At 71.3% G+C, this 16,921-nt stretch carries 12 protein-coding genes; 5 read left to right on the top strand and 7 right to left on the bottom strand.

The features are described from left to right. Positions 1–105 precede the first annotated feature (105 nt). The 4 genes from EOT10_RS13010 to EOT10_RS12995 form a co-directional block, all read right to left on the bottom strand. Positions 106–1,821 carry a hypothetical protein gene (locus tag EOT10_RS13010; protein WP_127828324.1) on the bottom strand — a complete coding sequence of 572 codons (1,716 nt, stop codon included), beginning with the start codon at positions 1,819–1,821 and terminating at the stop codon, positions 106–108. Between the two features lie 239 nt (positions 1,822–2,060). Further along, positions 2,061–2,708, bottom strand: coding sequence for a TetR/AcrR family transcriptional regulator (locus EOT10_RS13005; RefSeq protein WP_127828323.1), 648 nt, complete (start codon positions 2,706–2,708; stop codon positions 2,061–2,063). 74 nt (positions 2,709–2,782) lie between these two features. After that, positions 2,783–3,073 carry a YiaA/YiaB family inner membrane protein gene (locus EOT10_RS13000; RefSeq protein WP_127828322.1) on the bottom strand — a complete coding sequence of 97 codons (291 nt, stop codon included), beginning with the start codon at positions 3,071–3,073 and terminating at the stop codon, positions 2,783–2,785. A gap of 82 nt (positions 3,074–3,155) precedes the next feature. Next, on the bottom strand, positions 3,156–4,307 hold the full coding sequence (locus EOT10_RS12995) for an acyl-CoA dehydrogenase family protein (protein ID WP_127828321.1): 1,152 nt from the start codon (positions 4,305–4,307) through the stop codon (positions 3,156–3,158). A gap of 78 nt (positions 4,308–4,385) precedes the next feature. Between EOT10_RS12995 and EOT10_RS12990 the strand changes: the two genes are divergently transcribed. The 3 genes from EOT10_RS12990 to EOT10_RS12980 all read left to right on the top strand — a co-directional run bounded on the left by EOT10_RS12990 (position 4,386) and on the right by EOT10_RS12980 (position 7,091). Then, positions 4,386–5,033 carry a TetR/AcrR family transcriptional regulator gene (locus EOT10_RS12990; RefSeq protein ID WP_127828320.1) on the top strand — a complete coding sequence of 216 codons (648 nt, stop codon included), beginning with the start codon at positions 4,386–4,388 and terminating at the stop codon, positions 5,031–5,033. A gap of 43 nt (positions 5,034–5,076) precedes the next feature. Further along, positions 5,077–5,787, top strand: a complete 711-nt coding sequence (locus EOT10_RS12985) for an ArsR/SmtB family transcription factor (RefSeq protein ID WP_127828319.1) — start codon at positions 5,077–5,079, stop codon at positions 5,785–5,787. 248 nt (positions 5,788–6,035) lie between these two features. Continuing rightward, entirely contained in the window at positions 6,036–7,091 is a 1,056-nt protein-coding gene (locus tag EOT10_RS12980) for an urea transporter (protein ID WP_223280956.1), read from the top strand. On the opposite strand, the gene EOT10_RS12975 is transcribed toward EOT10_RS12980, so the two are convergent. The 3 genes from EOT10_RS12975 to EOT10_RS12965 form a co-directional block, all read right to left on the bottom strand. Further along, entirely contained in the window at positions 7,057–8,385 is a 1,329-nt protein-coding gene (locus EOT10_RS12975) for an MFS transporter (protein ID WP_127828317.1), read from the bottom strand. The two genes, EOT10_RS12980 and EOT10_RS12975, sit on opposite strands and share 35 nt — an antisense overlap. 211 nt (positions 8,386–8,596) lie before the next feature. Further along, on the bottom strand, positions 8,597–9,679 hold the full coding sequence (locus EOT10_RS12970) for a Zn-dependent alcohol dehydrogenase (RefSeq protein ID WP_127828316.1): 1,083 nt from the start codon (positions 9,677–9,679) through the stop codon (positions 8,597–8,599). A gap of 49 nt (positions 9,680–9,728) precedes the next feature. Beyond that, entirely contained in the window at positions 9,729–11,117 is a 1,389-nt protein-coding gene (locus EOT10_RS12965; protein WP_127828315.1) for an aldehyde dehydrogenase family protein, read from the bottom strand. A gap of 284 nt (positions 11,118–11,401) precedes the next feature. Here EOT10_RS12965 and EOT10_RS12960 point away from each other — a divergent pair, with 284 nt between their 5' ends. Both EOT10_RS12960 and EOT10_RS12955 read left to right on the top strand, forming a co-directional pair. Beyond that, complete coding sequence (locus EOT10_RS12960) at positions 11,402–13,990, top strand: S8 family serine peptidase (protein ID WP_127828314.1); 2,589 nt, start codon at positions 11,402–11,404, stop codon at positions 13,988–13,990. Beyond that, positions 13,990–16,893 carry an FG-GAP repeat domain-containing protein gene (locus EOT10_RS12955; protein WP_127828313.1) on the top strand — a complete coding sequence of 968 codons (2,904 nt, stop codon included), beginning with the start codon at positions 13,990–13,992 and terminating at the stop codon, positions 16,891–16,893. Before EOT10_RS12960 ends, EOT10_RS12955 begins: the two co-directional genes overlap by 1 nt. Positions 16,894–16,921 lie beyond the last annotated feature (28 nt).

The raw sequence follows: 16,921 nt of genomic DNA, 5'->3' as shown, positions 1-16,921 counted from the left end.
GGGTCCTTAAGCCCCTGGGCCCCTGAGTCACACAGACGAGACCGTGAGGGTCGAACACCCTCACGGTCTCGTCGGCTTCCCCGAATTCGCCTGTGTGGCAGCCGGTTACGGCAGGGTGATGAAGGTCTCGGCAGTCGCAGGAAGCGTCCCGCCGGGGGTGGTGCACACGTGGCCCGTCGCCGGGACCGTCGTGCCGTCGAGCATCTTGGTCAGGTCCACCGCGACCATCTGGGTCGCTCCGGCATTGACCATGAGGGCGATGGCGTGTCCACCGTTCGGCGACTGGTACGCGACCAAGGTGTGCGGATCCAGTCCCATGGAGAAGGTTCCGCCGGTCGCACAGGTGACCCAGTCGCTGATGGCCGGGGTGGCTCCGGCACCGGATGTCGTCGGCAGCGCGACTGCGGTCAGGCTCTGCCCACCGAACTCTCCGGTGATGACACCTGTGTGGGTGCCCTGCGCCACTGACGCCGCGGACGCTCCTGCGCTCAGGACCGAGCCGGTCAGCGTCTGGACCTGCTCGGGTGCCGTCCATGACCCGGGCGAGCCAGGGGTGAACACGGCGTGAGGCGCGGTGCCCGGGTTGTTGATGTCCGCGATCTCGACCTGCGACGGGCTACTGAACTCCGCGGGCGCCATGATGATCCCGGTGGAGCAGTCCTCCGCGGCGGAGTCGAGTTCCCCGCCTGTTGTCACCGGGTGTTCGAAGAACTGGGGCGAGGTGCTGTTCGCCACGTTCACGATCTCGTAGTTGTTGTCCTCCGAGGGGGACAGGACGAGGTTGCGGATGGGATCGACGAGGGGGTCCTCGGAGATCTGCCCGCCCGGGTTCTGCGTGGTGAACGGGGGCTCGAACGTGTTGGTGGCGAGGTCGAGGAACTGGAACCCCGCCTTGCCCCCGATGCTCAGCCCGATCAGGGCCTTGTTGTGCACGGCGTCCATCGCGACGCCGGTGGTCGTCGCGGACCCGCCGGAGAAGCTGATCTGGCCCGTGCCCGAATCGGTCAGCGGGTTGGGCGAGACGCTGGGGTCGAGCCCGGTGCCCTTCAGGATGTAGACGTGGTTGTTGTTCGCCGTGGCCACGGACTGTCCGGTCACCGAGTTCGTCGCGATGGAGTTGATGACGTCGGTACCCGTGGGGATCTGCGTGTTGGTGATGCTGTTGCCCTCGACGTTCACCACGTCGATGCCGGTGGCCGTGCTGCTCCAGGCGCCCTTGGGGATGTACGAGGTGACGTCGGACCCGTGGACGTACGCGGAGAGTGACCCCGACGCCTCACACGATCCCGGAGGGACCACCGGCGCCGGCTGCCCGCAGACCAGATAGTGGTGGATCTTCTCCGGCTTCCCGTCCCGAGCCGACGGCGCGTGCAGACCCGTGTCCGACGGATAGTTCGGATGACCGGGCGTACCCGTGTAGGCGTAGGTGTCGTAGGCCTTGCTGCCCCCGCCGGCGCGGTGGTCCCCGTGGCGCCGCCCCTCGATGTAGACCGTGAAACTGGGCGAGTTGGTCGTGAAGCTGAGGTACTTGCCCTTTGCGTCGACCGTGGCCTTGAAGGAGGTGGAGCCCTTCGAGTAACTCTCGCTCCGGTCGCCCCACTTCAGGTGCGACGTATTGATGAACGTCGTCGTTCCCGACGGACATCTCTTGATGTCCCCTGGTCTGTACGACGGCTTGACGTGGTGCGTGGTCGTCGGCGGGCCGGCATGATCGCCCCCCGCCGTCGCTCCGGCCGGGATGGCGACGGAGCACAGCGCCGTCGCGGCGCCCAGAGCGCAGAATGCCTTGAATGGCCGCGCTCGGCCAGTTCTGCTCTTCAACTCAGCCCCTCTTGTGCTGGGGGGTCCCCGCATCGCCGGGAACCTCTGACCCCCGGCCTGCGCAGACGCCGAGCCTGCAGCTGAGTGCGTGCGGACCTGCGCCCGCCTCGATGGCCGAGGTGCACTGATTTTTGAAGAACTCTGACGCCTTGTCATCGACCGAATGCATGGAAATGACGCATTCCGACCATTTGGCGGGGCCGAGTGTGCCGTGTGCTGCGTGCCGTATGCCCTGAGCCCTACGGGACGCGGGCTCCCACCATCCGCAGGACGAGGTCGGCGTACAGGGCGCCGACCTCGTCGGGCGTCCGGCGGCCCTCCGTGTTGAACCAGCGCGCCACGTCGATGCACAGGGACAGCACGGCCAGGGCTGTGCCGGGAACGTCGGGGACGTCGAACTCCCCCGCCTTCACACCGTCGTTGATCATCTCGCGCACGGTGGCGTCGCTCCGGCGGCGCAGCGCGATGATCTCGGGCCGGTGCTCCTCGCCCAGCGAGTCCAGCTCGTACTGCACGACGCGCGCCGTCAGATGACGGGAGGCGTGCCAGCGGACGAAGGACCGTACGGCGTCGGCGAGCCGTTCGGTGGCGGTGCCCTCGCGGGCCGCCGCCTCCACGAGGATCTCCAGCGCCTTCTCATGGCCGATGCGGCTGATGCGGAGGAGCAGGTCCTCCTTGGTCCGGTAGTGGATGTAGAGCGCCGCCGGGCTCATGCCCGCGCGGCTCGCGATGTCCCGGGTGGTGGTGGCGTGGTAGCCGCGCTCGGCGAAGGCCTCGACGGCCGCGATCAGCAGCCGCCTGGCCGCGTCCGGGGTGACCTCGGCCCAGGACATGTCGTCGGTGACACGCTCGACACCCTCGTTGTCGGCTTGCCGCTCCGCGCTCATCGCTCGCTCACATCCTCCCGTGGACAGGACGCACACCATACCCCTAGAGGTGAGCGGGCGCTTAGTTCCGTGCGTCAGGCAGCCGGTTTGAAGGGGTCGTGCTCGGCGAGGATCTTGTCGATGCGGGCCTGGTCGATCCGGCTGACGACCTGATCGACCTCCTGGCGGTCCCGGATGACCTTGGCGAGCGTGAACGCGGAGGTCGTCAGATAGAGGACGGCGATGGCGAGGAAGCCGCGGACCCAGCCGCTGGCGTCGAGCCGGTAGACCCCGACGGCGGTCGCCGCGAGCGCGAGCGCGAAGGAGGCGACGGCCTGTCCGTAGAAGGCGTTGGTGGTCTGGCGCTTGACCGGTGTGTCACTCATGACCGACAGCATGGAGCGGATGGGGGCGCACCCCCATCCGCTCCGGTACTCATCGACGTACTCACCCGCAAGGCGGCGGTGCTCAGAAGGCCGAGACGCCCGTGAGCGCGCGGCCGATGATGAGCTTCTGGATCTGGCTGGTGCCCTCATAGAGGGTCATGACGCGGGCGTCGCGCAGGAGCTTGCCGACCGGGTACTCGTCGATGTAGCCGTAACCGCCGAAGACCTGGAGGGCGTTGTTCGCGCAGCGCACCGCGGACTCGGAGGCGAAGAGCTTGGCCTTCGAGGCGGCGGTCGCGAAGTCCTCGCCCCGGTCGATGAGATCGGCGACGCGCCAGGTCAGCAGGCGCGCGGCGTCCACGTCGACGGCGATGTCACTGATCAGCTCCTGCACCAGCTGGTACGAGGCGATGGACTTGCCGAACTGCTCGCGCTCGGCCGCGTATCCGACCGCCGCGTCGAGCGCCGCCTGGGCGATGCCGACGCAGCCGGCGGCGACCGACATGCGCCCCTTCGCCAGGGCCGCCATCGCGACGGAGAAGCCCTTGCCCTCACTGCCGAGCATCGCGGAGGCGGGGACGCGGACGTCCTCGAGGACCAGTTCGGCGGTGGCCTGGCCGCGCAGGCCGAGCTTGCCGTGGATGGTGCGACGGGTGAGGCCTGCGGTGTCCGTGGGGACCAGGAAGGCGGTGACGCCCTTGTGGCCGGGGGCGTCGGTGGAGCGGGCGAAGAGGAGGACGACGTCGGCCCAGGTGCCGTTCGTGATGAACATCTTGGAGCCGTTGATCACGTAGTCGTCGCCGTCGCGGACGGCCTTCGTCGTCAGGTTGCCGGCGTCGGAGCCGGTGCCGGGCTCGGTGAGGCCGAAGCAGCCGAGCGCCTCGCCGGAGGTGAGCCTCGGGAGCCAGTGCCGCTTCTGCTCCTCGGTCCCGTAGGACTGGATCGTCTTGGTGACCAGGCCGAGCGAGACGGAGACGATGCCGCGCACGGACGAGTCGCCGCGCCCCAGCTCCTCGGTGACCAGGCAGTACGCGAGGTGGTCGCCGCCCGAGCCGCCGTACTCCTCGTCGATGGTCAGGCCCAGGAAGCCGACGTCGCCGAGCTTCTTCACGATGCCGCGGTCGACCTCCTCGGCGCGGTCCCAGCCGACGACGTTCGGGGTGATCTCGCGCGCGACGAAGTCCTTGGCGAGCTGACGTGCGGCTGTCTGCTCCTCGCTGAGCTCCAGATTCATGGACCACACCCCAGGCGTGAGTGAGCGAGCACTAAATTAGCACTGCTAGTTTTCGTGGACAGCCCTACTATGTGCCGCATGGCCCGACCGCGCAAGCCCCTCCTGAGCAGAGACCGCATCGTCACGGCGGCGCGCACGCTCGTCGACAGCGAGGGCCTCGCGGCCGTATCGACGCGGCGGCTCGCCGCCGAGCTGGGCGTGAGCGGCCCCTCGCTCTACAACCACTTCCGCACCAAGGACCAGATCCTGGAGGCGGTCGCCGACTCGGTCAGCGCCCAGGTCGACCTGTCGATGTTCGACCCGCAGGACGCCCGCGACTGGCGTACCGCCCTGCACGACTGGGCCGTGTCCTACCGGGCCGCGCTGCGCGAGCACCCGAACGTCGTGCCGGTGCTCGCCCAGGGACCGGGCCGCAGGCCCGCCGGGCTCCGCCTCGCCGACGCCGTCTTCGGCTCGATGGTGGACGCCGGCTGGCCCCCGGCCCAGGCCACGTCGATCGGCGCGCTCATGCGGTACTTCGTGACGGGCTCCGCGCTCGGCTCCTTCGCCGGGGGCTTCGTCGGCGACGAGACGGCGTACGACCCCGCGGACTATCCGCACCTCGGCCAGGCCCATCTGCTCGCCGGGCGCCAGGAGGAGATCGACGAGCGGGCCTTCGAGACGGGCCTCACGGCGCTGCTCGACGGGCTCACGCAGCAGTACGAGCAGGTCGCGGCCCCGCACTGACACTTCGGCCGCGGCCGAACGGTGCCGGGCGCATCCTTGACCCATGAAGTCCCAGGAACCGGGCGCGCCGCGCCTCGCCGCGCTCGCCGCACTGATGGCCGACGAGACCCGAGCGGCCTGTCTGCTCGCCCTGCTCGACGGACGGGCGTGGACCGCCGGCGAGCTGGCGCGGCACGCGGGGGTGGCCGCGTCGACGGCGAGCGAGCACCTGGGCAAGCTCGTGGCGGGCGGCCTCCTCGCCGAGGAACGGCAGGGACGCCACCGTTACGTGCGCCTCGCCGACGCGCGCGTGGCCCAGCTCGTGGAGGAACTCGCGGTGTTCGCGGCGCCGGGCGGCGGGGAACGGCCGCGGACGCTTCGGGCGGTGAGCGCGCGGGACGCGATGGCGCGCGGGCGCACCTGTTACGACCATCTCGCGGGGCGCCTCGGGATCGCCCTCACGGACGCGCTGGTCCGGGGCGGGCAGCTGGGGACGGAGACGGGGTTCGCGCTGACCCGGCAAGGGGTGGACCTGTTCGGCGCGTTGGGGATCGACCTGGCGCGGGGCGGGCGCCGGCCGGCGGCGCGGGCGTGCCTGGACTGGACGGAGCGCCGGCCCCATCTCGCGGGCGCGGCGGGCGCGGCGCTGTGCAGCCGCGCGTTCGACGCGGGCTGGGTCGTACGGATCGGGTCCGAGCGGGCCGTGAAGGTGACGCCGGACGGGGAGCGGGCGTTCGGCGACGCGTTGGGAATCGAGGCGGAGGCGCTGCGCTGAGCGGAGGCGCTGCGCTCAGGGGAGGCGCTGCGCTCAGGGGAGGCGCTGCGCTCAGCGGAGGCGCTGCGCTCAGCGGAGGCGCTGCGCTAAGGGGTGTCCCGAAAGGAGCGTCGTCCACCCGGGTGCCCCCCTGCTTCCCGCCCCCCGCTTCCCCCTGCTTCCTGACCCCTTCTTCCTGACTTCCCGAGATAGCTGTAAAGTGCATCCGTTCTGGTCGGCGAAACATGCACGTAACACGGGAGCCCGGTATGCGGCAGGCTGAAAACAGCCCAACTCCTGGCGGAACACTCCATACTTGGCGCTCGGGTTGCAGACAGTTCGCCGTCCAGGTCCTGCGCGGGCAGGCCCAGGTCGTCTTCCTGCCCAGCGTGTGGGCCGGCCTGGTCCTCGCCGTCGCGATGTTCGCCGCCGGGTGGCGGTACGGGCTCTACGCGCTCGCCGGCACGGCGGTCGGCACGGCCACCTCGCGGCTGCTCGGCGCGGACCGCGAGCGCGTCACCGTCGGGCTCGAAGGGTTCAACGCCTGCCTGACAGCACTGTGTTTCGCGGTCTTCCTGGGCGCCGGCCATCTGTCGACGGCGCTGCTCGCGGCGGTCGGCTGCGTGGTCGTCACCGTGGTCACCGCGGCCGTCGTCAACCTGCTCGGCACGTGGAACCTGCCCTCGCTGACGCTCCCCTACTGCCTCCTCGCCAGCGCGATGACCACGGCCGCCCCGGGGTTCCAGCGGATCTGGCACCACGGCGAAGGGCTCGCCGCACTCACCCACCCGGCGACCGGGTCGACCTCGCTCGGCTTCACCGACCTGTGGCACGGGTTCTTCACCGGCTTCGCCGAGGTCTTCTTCATGCCGCAGTGGTACGTCGGTGCCCTGGTGCTCGCCGCGCTCCTCGTGGCGAGCCGCACGGCCGCCGCCGTGGCCTGCGTGGGAAGCGTCGTCGGCATCCTCTCGGGGTGGGCGCTCGGCGCGCCCGCCGCACAGGTCGCCGACGGGACGATGGGCTACAACGCGATCCTCGTGGCGCTCGCCCTGTGCGGGGTGTTCCTGGAGGCGGGAACGCGCACGCTCGCGTACGCCGTGGCGGGCGCCTTCACCGCGACCGTGGCGACCTCGGCCATGGCCGCGGTGTTCGCGCCGTCCGGAGGGCACACGTTCACCTGGCCCTTCGTGCTGACCACGTTCGCCTTCCTGGCGGCGGCCCGGTCCTTCCCCGGGCTGCGCACACCGGCCCCGGAGCCCTCGGCCCCGGAGCCGGTGCGGGAGGGTGCGCTCAGCGCGCGGCCGCCCGCCGCGCAAGCACCTTGATGGAGACGAGGGCGATCACGCCGAGGCCGATGATGTAGCCGGAGACGGACATCGACGTGCCGGTCGCCTCCAGGAGCAGCACCATCACGAACGGCGCGAGCCCGCCGCCGAACACCGCCGCGATCTGGTAGCCGAGCGAGGCCCCGGTGTAGCGCATCTCGGCGGTGAACAGCTCGGCGAAGAGCGCGGCCTGCGGCCCGTACATGATGCTCAGGAAGCAGCTGGTGACGAAGGTGCCGACGGCCAGCCAGAGCAGCGAGCCCGTGTCGATGAGCAGGAACATCGGCACGGCCCACACGACGAGTCCGACCGCCCCCAGCGCGTAGATCCGCAGTCGTCCGATGCGGTCGGACAGGGCCGCGGACGCGGGGATCAGGGCGAGTTGGGTGAGGCTGATGCAGAGCGAGACCATCAGGACGGCCTCGCGCTTCATGCCGAGTTCGCGGGTCGTGTAGTCGAGGACGCCCGTGATGATGATGTAGAACGTCGCGGTGTTCACGGCGAAGGAGCCGCCCGCGAGGAAGACCGTGCCGAGGTGGTCCCGCAGGATCGTGCGCAGCGGGGAGCGGGAGCGGTCCGCCTCCGCCTTGGCCAGTTCCTGCTCGGCGGCCTTGAACTCGGGGGTCTCCTCGACCTTCGCGTGGATGTACCAGGCGAGGGCGAGGACGAGCAGACCGACCAGGAAGGGCAGTCGCCAGCCCCACGCGGCGAAGGCGCTGTCGCTGGTGAAGGCGCCGGCGAGCAGGAAGACGGTGTTGGCCGTCACCACGCCGATGGGGACGCCGAGTTGGACGAGGCTGCCGTAGAGACCGCGCTTGCCCTCGGGGGCGTACTCGGTGGCCATGAGCATCGCGCCGCCCCACTGGGCGCCGACGGCGAGCCCCTGCACGACGCGCAGGGCGACCAGCAGGATCGGCGCGGCCACGCCGATCGTGTCGTACGTGGGGAGCAGGCCGATGCCCGTGGTGGCGAGGCCCATCAGGGTCAGGGCGAGGACCAGCATGGGCTTGCGGCCGCGCTTGTCGCCGAGGTGTCCGGCGATGATGCCGCCGAGCGGACGGGCGAGGAAGCCGACGGCGAAGGTCGCGAAGGCGGCGAGCACGCCCGCCGACGAGCTGCCCGAGGGGAAGTAGAGGTGGCCGAGGACCAGGGCGGCCGCGATGCCGAAGACGAAGTAGTCGTACCACTCGACGGCCGAGGCGAGCGCGGCTGCGGTGGCGACCTTTCTCCTCGCGCGGGTCTCCGCTTCGGAGGAGGGGGTTGTCGCGGGGCGAGCGGATGGGGCCGTGTCCATGCGTTGCACACTCCGGTGGGTGCGGGATGGGGACGGGGACGAGGGGGGCGGCGCCGTGTCCCGGGAACGTACTGACCGGACGGTATGCAGGTCAACAGGTGGTGCACGTGCGGTTTTTTCTTCCCCCCGGGCCCCGATCCTCAAGGGTCCCCAAACGCCGGGCGGGCTGAATTTCAGCCCGTCCGGCGTTTGAGGACGTCTTGGACGGCGGTTAGAACACCACCAGCGCCCGGCCGCCCTTCCCGGCGACCATGTTGTCGAAGGCAGCGGGGATGCCGTCGAGCCCGATGTGCTCCGTCACCAGGGCGCTCAGGTCCAGGCGGCCCGCACGGACGTGCCCCGCCAGGACCGGCAGGTCCTTCGCCGGGTCGGAGTTGCCGTAGACGCAGCCGGAGAGCGTGCGGCCGAAGTGGAAGAGCTCCAGGGCGTTGAAGGTGACCTGCTGGTCCTTGCCGCCGATGCCGACGACCGTCGTGCGGCCGCCGCGCCGCGTGGACTCCCACGCGCTGCGGATGGTCACGGCGCGGCCCACGCACTCGACCGCGACGTCCACGCCCTGCTTGCCGGTGAGGGCGCGGATCTCACGTGCGGTGGTCTCGGAGGCGACGACGTAGTCCGTGGCCCCGGCCGTGCGGGCCAGTTCCTCCTTCGCCGGGGAGACATCCACGGCGATGATCTTCGAGGCGCCGGCGATGCGGGCCGCCTGGATCGTGGCGAGGCCGACCCCGCCGACGCCGTACACGGCGACCGTCTCGCCCTCGCGGACCCGCGCGGAGTGGTGCACGGCGCCGTACCCGGTGAGGACGGCGCAACCGAGGAGGGCCGCGTCGGTGAGGGGGACGCCGTCGGGGACGGGCAGGACGCAGTTCTCGGCGACGACCGTCTCCTCGGCGAACGCGGCGACGTTCAGACCGGGGTGGAGGTCGCTGCCGTCGTCGGCGCGGCGGGCGTACACCGCGCCGGCGCCGGTGAGCGCGTCGGCGCACAGCCAGACCTCGCCGAGCGTGCAGGCGTGGCACTTCCCGCACGCGGGCGCCCAGTTGAGAACGACGCCGTCGCCGGGCGCGACATGGGTGACGCCCTCGCCGACGGAGACGACCGTCCCGGCGCCCTCGTGGCCGAGCACGGCGGGCACCGGTACCCGCATCGTGCCGTTGGTCAGGGACAGGTCGGAGTGGCAGACCCCGGCGGCGGCGAGCCTGACACGGACCTGGCCGGGTCCTGGTTCGGGCAGGTCGATCTCGGTGATCTCCAGGGGAGAGCCGACGGCGGGCAGTACAGCGGCACGGACCATGATGCGCGGAACTCCTAGCACAGGGGGCTGGTCAGAACTGGAGGGCTGGCTAGAACTGGAGAGACTTGGTCTGGAGGTACTCGGACAGGCCGTGCGCGCCCAGTTCGCGGCCGACGCCCGACTGCTTGTAGCCGCCGAACGGGGCGAGCGGGTTGAAGCGGCCGCCGTTGATGTCGACCTGGCCGGTGTCCATGCGGCGCGCGAACGCCACCGCCTCGGCCTCGTCGCCCGCCCAGACCGCGCCCGCGAGGCCGTACACGGTGCCGTTGGCGATGCGCAGGGCGTCCGCCTCGTCCTCGTAGCGGATGATCGACACGACCGGCCCGAAGATCTCCTCCTGGGCGATGGTCATCTCGGGGGTGACGTCGGCGAAGACGGTCGGGCTGACGAAGTAGCCCTTGTCGCGCGGGGCTTCGGGGCCGCCGGCGACGATCCTGGCGCCCTCGGCGACGCCCTTCTCGATGTAGCCGCGCACGCGTGCGTGCTGCTTGGCGTTGACGAGCGGGCCGATCCGGTCGCCGTACTTGGCGGCGGCCTCGGCGGCGAGCGCGACGGCCTCGTCGTACTGGGAGGTGTGGACGAGCATGCGGGTCCAGGCGCTGCACGTCTGGCCGGAGTTGCCCATGACGTTGGCGATGCCCACGGCGACGGCCTTGGCGAGGTCGGCGCTCGGCAGGATGACGTTGGCGGACTTGCCGCCGAGTTCGAGGGCGACGCGCTTGACGGCGGCGCCCGCCGTGGCACCGATCTGCTTGCCGACGGCGGTGGATCCGGTGAAGGAGACCAGGTCGACGCCCGGGTGCTCGGCGAGCGCCTGGCCCGCGACCGTGCCGAGCCCGGTGACGAGGTTGAACACGCCTGCGGGGATGCCGGCTTCGTGGACGGCCTCGGCGAAGAGCTGGGCGGTGAGCGGGGTGTCCTCGGCGGGCTTGAGGACCACGGTGCAGCCCGCCGCGAGCGCGGGGGCGACCTTGGCGACGATCTGGTGGAGCGGGTAGTTCCAGGGCGTGATCGCGCCGACGACGCCGACCGGCTCCGCGTAGACGGTGGAGTTACCGACCTTCTCCTCGAAGGCGTACGAGGCGGCGAGTTCGGCGTAGGAGCCGGCCACCAGGACGGGTACGCCCGCGTGCACCGTCTGCGAGAACTGCAGGGGCGCGCCGAGTTCGGCGGTGACGGTCTCGGCGATCTCGTCCTTGCGGGCGACGAGGACGTCCCGCAGGGCGGCGATCCTCGCGGCGCGCTCGGCGGGCGGGGTCGCGGCCCAGGCGGGGAACGCCTCGTGTGCGGCGAACACGGCCGCGTCCACGTCCTCGGCGACGCCCGCCGGGACATGGGCGATGACCTGCTCGTCGGCCGGGTCGACCACCGCGATCGTGTCCGTGCCCGCGGCGGCCCGCCACGCGCCGCCGATGTACATCCCGTCGTGGGCCTTCATCGCTTTTCCTCCCGGGGTGCCGCTTCCGCGGCACGGTCGTCCGCTACGGCGTAGTCGTCCGCGGCCCAAACTAGCGCTGTTAGTTTTGGGGCGCCAGAGGCCGGTTTCATGGCTCCGGTCACGGTGTCATGCCGGGCGCGCGATGTCGCCGGGGGCCAGGCCGGTAATGCGCCAGTAACGGCTCCCTCCTAGCGTCCGGGGCCGGCCCGCCCCGCTCCCGCGCCTTCCCCCGTAGGTACGGCGGCGGACGGGCTCCCCCGTACCAGTCCTGGAGGAGCGCTCGTATGCACCTGCCCCGATCCCCCCGGCGCAGATCCGCCGCGTGGGCCGCGGCCGCGATCACGGCGGCGGCCGTGCTGACCGGCCCGGCCCCCGCCTTCGCACAGTCCGGCGCCACCACGCAAGGCGCCACCGCGAAGAGCACCACCGCGCAAGGCAGCACCGCGCAACGCACCACCGCGAAGAGCCCCGCCGAGGTCGACCCGTCCGTGCTCGACGCTGTCGCGAAGGGCAAGGAGTCGACCTTCTTCGTCGTCCTCAAGAAGCAGGCGGACCTGACGGCCGCCAGGAGCGAGAAGTCCCACGCGGCCAAGGCGAGGTCGGCGTTCGCCGCGCTGCGCGCCGAGGCGGCGGACAGCCAGCGGCCCCTGCGGTCCTTCCTCGACCGGGCGAAGGTCGGCTACCGGTCCTTCTGGATCGCCGACGCAGTCCAGGTGACCGGCGGCGAGCGGCTCGTCGAGGACCTGGCGAAGCGCCCCGACGTGGCGAGCATCGTCGAGGAACACCACTACGCGCTGGACGCCACCGAGAGCCGGGTGTCCGGCGCCGCCGCCACGTCCGACACCGCCGAGTGGGGGGTCAAGGACATCAAGGCCGACCAGGTCTGGGACCAGTACGACGACCGCGGCGAGGGCGTCGTCATCGCCAACGTCGACTCGGGCGTCCAGTACGACCACCCGGCCCTCAAGGCCAACTACCGCGGCAACAACGGCGACGGGTCCTTCACCCACGACTACAACTGGTACGACCCGACCGGCCAGTGCCCCACCTCTGCGCCCTGCGACAACAACGGTCACGGCACCCACACCATGGGCACCATGGTCGGCGCGGGCGGCGTGGGCGTCGCGCCCGGCGCGAAGTGGATCGCCGCGAAGGGCTGTGAGTCCAGCTCCTGCTCGGACTCCTCGCTGCTCGCCGCCGGCCAGTGGATCCTCGCGCCGACCGACCACAACGGGCAGAACCCGCGCCCCGACCTCGCCCCCGACATCGTGAACAACTCCTGGGGCGGCGGCGACACGACGTTCTACCAGGACATCGTCGAGGCCTGGAACGCGGCAGGGATCTTCGAGGCGTTCGCGTCCGGCAACGACGGTGACGGCGTGACCTGTTCGACCGGCCACGCGCCGGGCTCGCAGGCTCCCGCGTACGGCGTCGGCGCGTACGACGTGGACGGGAAGATCGCGGACTTCTCCGGCTTCGGGCCCTCCCGGCTCGACGGCTCCATGAAGCCGAACATCTCGGCCCCGGGCGTCAACGTCCGCTCCACCTGGCCGGGCAACACGTACAGGTCGATCTCCGGTACGTCGATGGCGACCCCGCACGTCGCGGGCTCCGTGGCCCTGCTCTGGTCGTCGGCTCCCTCGCTGATCGGCAACATCGACGCGACCCGCAAGCTCCTGAACGAGGGCGCGACCGACGTCGACGACACGCACTGCGGCGGCACCGCCGGCGCCAACAACGTGTGGGGCGAGGGCAAGCTCGACATCCTCGCCTCCGTCGACAAGGCGCCGCACACCGCCGCGACCGTCACCGGAAAGGTCACCGACAAGGCGACCGGTGCCGCCCTCGCCGGGATCGCGGTGAAGGCCTCCGGCGCCACGTCCACCCGTACGGTGACGACCGCCGCCGACGGCTCCTACCGGCTCACCCTCCCCGCGGGCACCTACGACTTCACCCTCGGCGGATACGGCTACGCGGACGGGGCCAGGTCCGCCGTCACCGTCACCACCGGCGAGCAGGCCACCGAGGACTTCGCCCTGAACCCGGTCGCCTCGCACGCCGTGTCCGGCACCGTCCTCGACGTCACCGGCGCGCCTCTGCCCAAGGCCACCGTCCGGGTCGCGGGCACTCCCGTCGCCCCCGTCACCACCGACGCGGCCGGACACTTCACCCTGCCGAAGGTCGCCGAGGGCGCCTACACACTGACCGCGACACCCGCCGCGCCCGTCCTGTGCAACGGCACGTACAGCGGTGAACTGGCCGTGAACGGCGACGAGACGGTCACCGCCCGGGTGCCCGCCCGCTCCGACAGCGCCGGCAACAGCTGCACCCCCGCCGCCTACTCCTGGATCCCGGGCAGCACCAAGGTCGCACTCAGCGGCGAGGAGGACGCGAAGACGCTCGCGCTGCCCTTCCCCGTGAAGCTGTACGGCGTCCCGTACACCAGCGCCTCCGTCACCACCAACGGCCTGATCAACTTCCTTGAGCCGCGCGTCGGCGACTACGCCAACGAAGCGCTGCCGTCCGCCCTCAAGCCCAACGGAATCGTCGCGGCCTTCTGGGACGACCTCGTCCTGGACAGGAAGTCGAGCGTGCAGACGGCGACCACGGGCAGTGCGGGCAGCCGCAAGTTCGCCGTCGTCTGGAACAACGCCGCCTTCGCGGACGGGAGTGCGGCCCGCGCCACCTTCGAGGCCGTCTTCGACGAGGCCACCGGCGGCATCACGCTGCAGTACCTGTCCGTGCCGGGCAAGGGTGCGAGCGCGACCGTCGGCATCGAGAACCAGGCCGGCACGGACGCCCTCCAGTACTCCTTCGACGAGCCGGTCCTGACCGCCGGTTCGGCCATCCGTATCGCCCAGGGAGCCAAGTGATGAGACCCACCACCTCACGGCGGGCGCTACGGCTCGCCTCCGCGCTGGTCGCGGCCGGCCTGGCGCTGAGCGCCGCGCCGCCCGCCCTCGCCGCCGACGACGGCTCCCTGCTGACGCTGACGGACAGCCAGGCGGAGAAGCTCGCGGAGCACGCCCTGCTGAACCCGTACGCGGACGCCGACCGCGAGACCGTCGACCCGCAGGGGGCGAACGACCGCGAGGCCTCCGCACCGCAGGCGACGGAAGGCAATGCGGACGCCACCGGCAGCGTCACCATCGGCCCGAAGTCGACGCTGGAAGGCGTGCGCGGCCTCGGCGCCACCCTGCCCGCCGGGGGCAGGGACGGCGACTACTTCACCCTGCACAGCCTCGGCAGTGTGCAGCGCAGCAAGGCCGACGGGACCGCGCTGTGGCGCCGCGACAGCGCGTCGCTGCACGCCGACTGGCAGGACAAGCCGACCAAGCCCTGGCAGAAGGAGCCGGGCCCGGCCCGCATCATGATGGGCTACAACGCGGTGAGCCCCTTCACTCCCGCCTCCGGCCAGGGGTACGACACCGGCGACCTCACCGGTGACGGCGTGCCCGACGTCGTCTTCTCGGCGAGCGTCGGCATCAGTCCGTACCGCCCGTTCACCTCGCCCGGATCGGCCCTGCCCAACGGCACGTTCGTGACCGTCCTCGACGGCCGGACCGGCGACACCCTGTGGACGAAGCTGTACGCGTACGTCAGGCACGTGAAGATCGTGGGCGGCACCCTGCTCGTCGCCGACTCGCCGTACTACAACCTCAACCGGCCGGCCGGCGCCACGGCCACGCTCACCGGTATCCGCTTCTCGTACGCCGACGGGGCGCTGACTCCGGCGCACACCTGGACGTACGACACGAAGGAGACCGGCAACACCGGCTGGGGCGCCGTGGAGGACCTCGGGGGCGGGCGGGCCGCCGTCTCCTGGGACACCCGTAAGACCGCCACCACGGCGGGCCAGGGGCACACGCTCGTACTCGACACCGCCGACGGCGACGTCAAGTGGCGTACGGAGAGCCCCCTGTTCAGCCGTCAGCTGCACTGGGACGCCTCGCGCGGGCGGCTCGTCGCGCTCGAGCAGTCCGACCCCACGGCCGGGGTGAAGTACGAGATCGACGCGTACGACCCGGCCGACGGCAAGCGCACGACGCTCGACACCCGCATCAACGCGCTGCCCGTCACCATGACCGTCGGCGACTTCTCGGGCGACAAGAAGAACGAGTACGCGGTCAGCGAGTCGACGCTCGACCCGTATCTGTGGATCAACGCCAACACCGTGCGGGTGATGGACGGCGACGACGCCGGCACCGCCCTGTGGTCACACACCGTGAAGCGGGACGCGGACAACTCCCATGACGGGCCCAGCGTCTGGGGCCTCGACGTGGTGGACCGCAGGCTGGTCGCGTCCGCACAGGACGACACCGCCATCAACGACGCCGACAACCCGGGCGGCGGGCGCTTCGCCTCGCTCACCGTCTTCGGCGCGGACGGCGCCGTGCGCTGGCAGGAGAAGGGGCTCGGCGCCTCGCCCATGTTCCAGCAGCCGTTCCGGGACGGCGACGGCTGGCACGTGCGCGCCGTCGACCAGGAGCAGAACGTCCGGACGTACGGCCTCGGCAGTGGCCGGCAGGAGGAACTGGTGCCGCTCCAGGGCGACCTGTCCTCGGCGCAGGCCACCGATCTCGACGGCGACAAGAAGCCGGACGTGGTGGCGGGCGGTACCTCGCACGGCGTGTGGGCCTGGTCCGGTCCCTCGCTGACCGGCGGCAGGCCGAAGCTGCTGTGGAAGGCGACCGTGCCCGGGCAGGTGCACGGCATCGAGAAGGGCGATGTCGACGGTGACGGAGTCGACGAGATCGTGGTGGCCGCCGACACGGCCGTCGTGGTCCTCGACGGAAGGACGGGCAGGACGCGTGCCCGCATCGACGGCGACGGGCAGTTCGTGCGCTCCGTCACCGTCGCCGACCTGAACGGCGACCGGCGCGCCGACATCCTCGTGCCGACCGACAAGCTGCGCGCCTACCGGGGCGACGGCTCCAGGCTGTGGACGTACGCGGCGCCCGCGAGCGCGGGCAGCGTGCTGTTCGCCGATCCGGCCGTGGCCGAGGGGCGGGTGTACGCGCAGTACACGAGCGTCGACGCGCTCGACCTCGAATCTCCCGCCGTCGACGGGGTGGCGCTGGAGGCCCGCAGCGGTACGCCGAAGTGGACGGCCGGCCCGAAGGCACCCGAGCAGTCGGACGGCAAGCTGCACGGGGCCGTGCTGAGTCACGCGGTGTACGCGTCGCCGAAGATCCCCTACGCGGACGGGCACGCGGTCGTCTACACCTGGGTCACCATGGCGTCCAGCGACGTGAACGCCACCCCGGACGTGACGACCCTGCGTAACGTCGTCGAGATCCGCGACGGCCGCACCGGGGAGGTGCTGCACCAGGACATCGCCGGCGGCGCCTGGACCCTCGGGAACTACTTCACCGGTGACGAGGGCCTCGTCCTCGCGGGGACGGCGAGCTTCCGCACCTACACGCCCGGCGGCCAGGACTACTCGATCTACACAATGGCCACTGCGGAGACCGGCGGCTTCATCACCGGGCCCGGCGGGCGGCGGCTGCTCATCGCGGGTACAGATGCGGGCGCCGAACTCTACGATCCGGCCGTGCTCACCGCGGGGCGCAACTACCCCGCCGCCGTCGGCAGGATCACGTTCTCGGGTGCCCGGAACTATCTCGCCGCCGACCTCGACGGCGACGGGGTGGACGACGTCGTCAACCTCAACTTCGACGCCACGGGCTACGACCGCATGACCCAGACACAGGGCGGCCGCTATCTGATGCAGGACGACGCCATCCACCAGATGACGGTGTCCACGCTCTCCTGACGCCGGTCCTCGCACCGCAGGCCCCGGT

It is taken from the genome of Streptomyces antnestii (assembly GCF_004005495.1).
Taxonomy (GTDB): domain Bacteria; phylum Actinomycetota; class Actinomycetes; order Streptomycetales; family Streptomycetaceae; genus Streptomyces; species Streptomyces antnestii.
The sequence above is the reverse complement of the archived record's forward strand: the minus strand, read 5'-3'. Positions and strand labels throughout refer to the sequence as shown.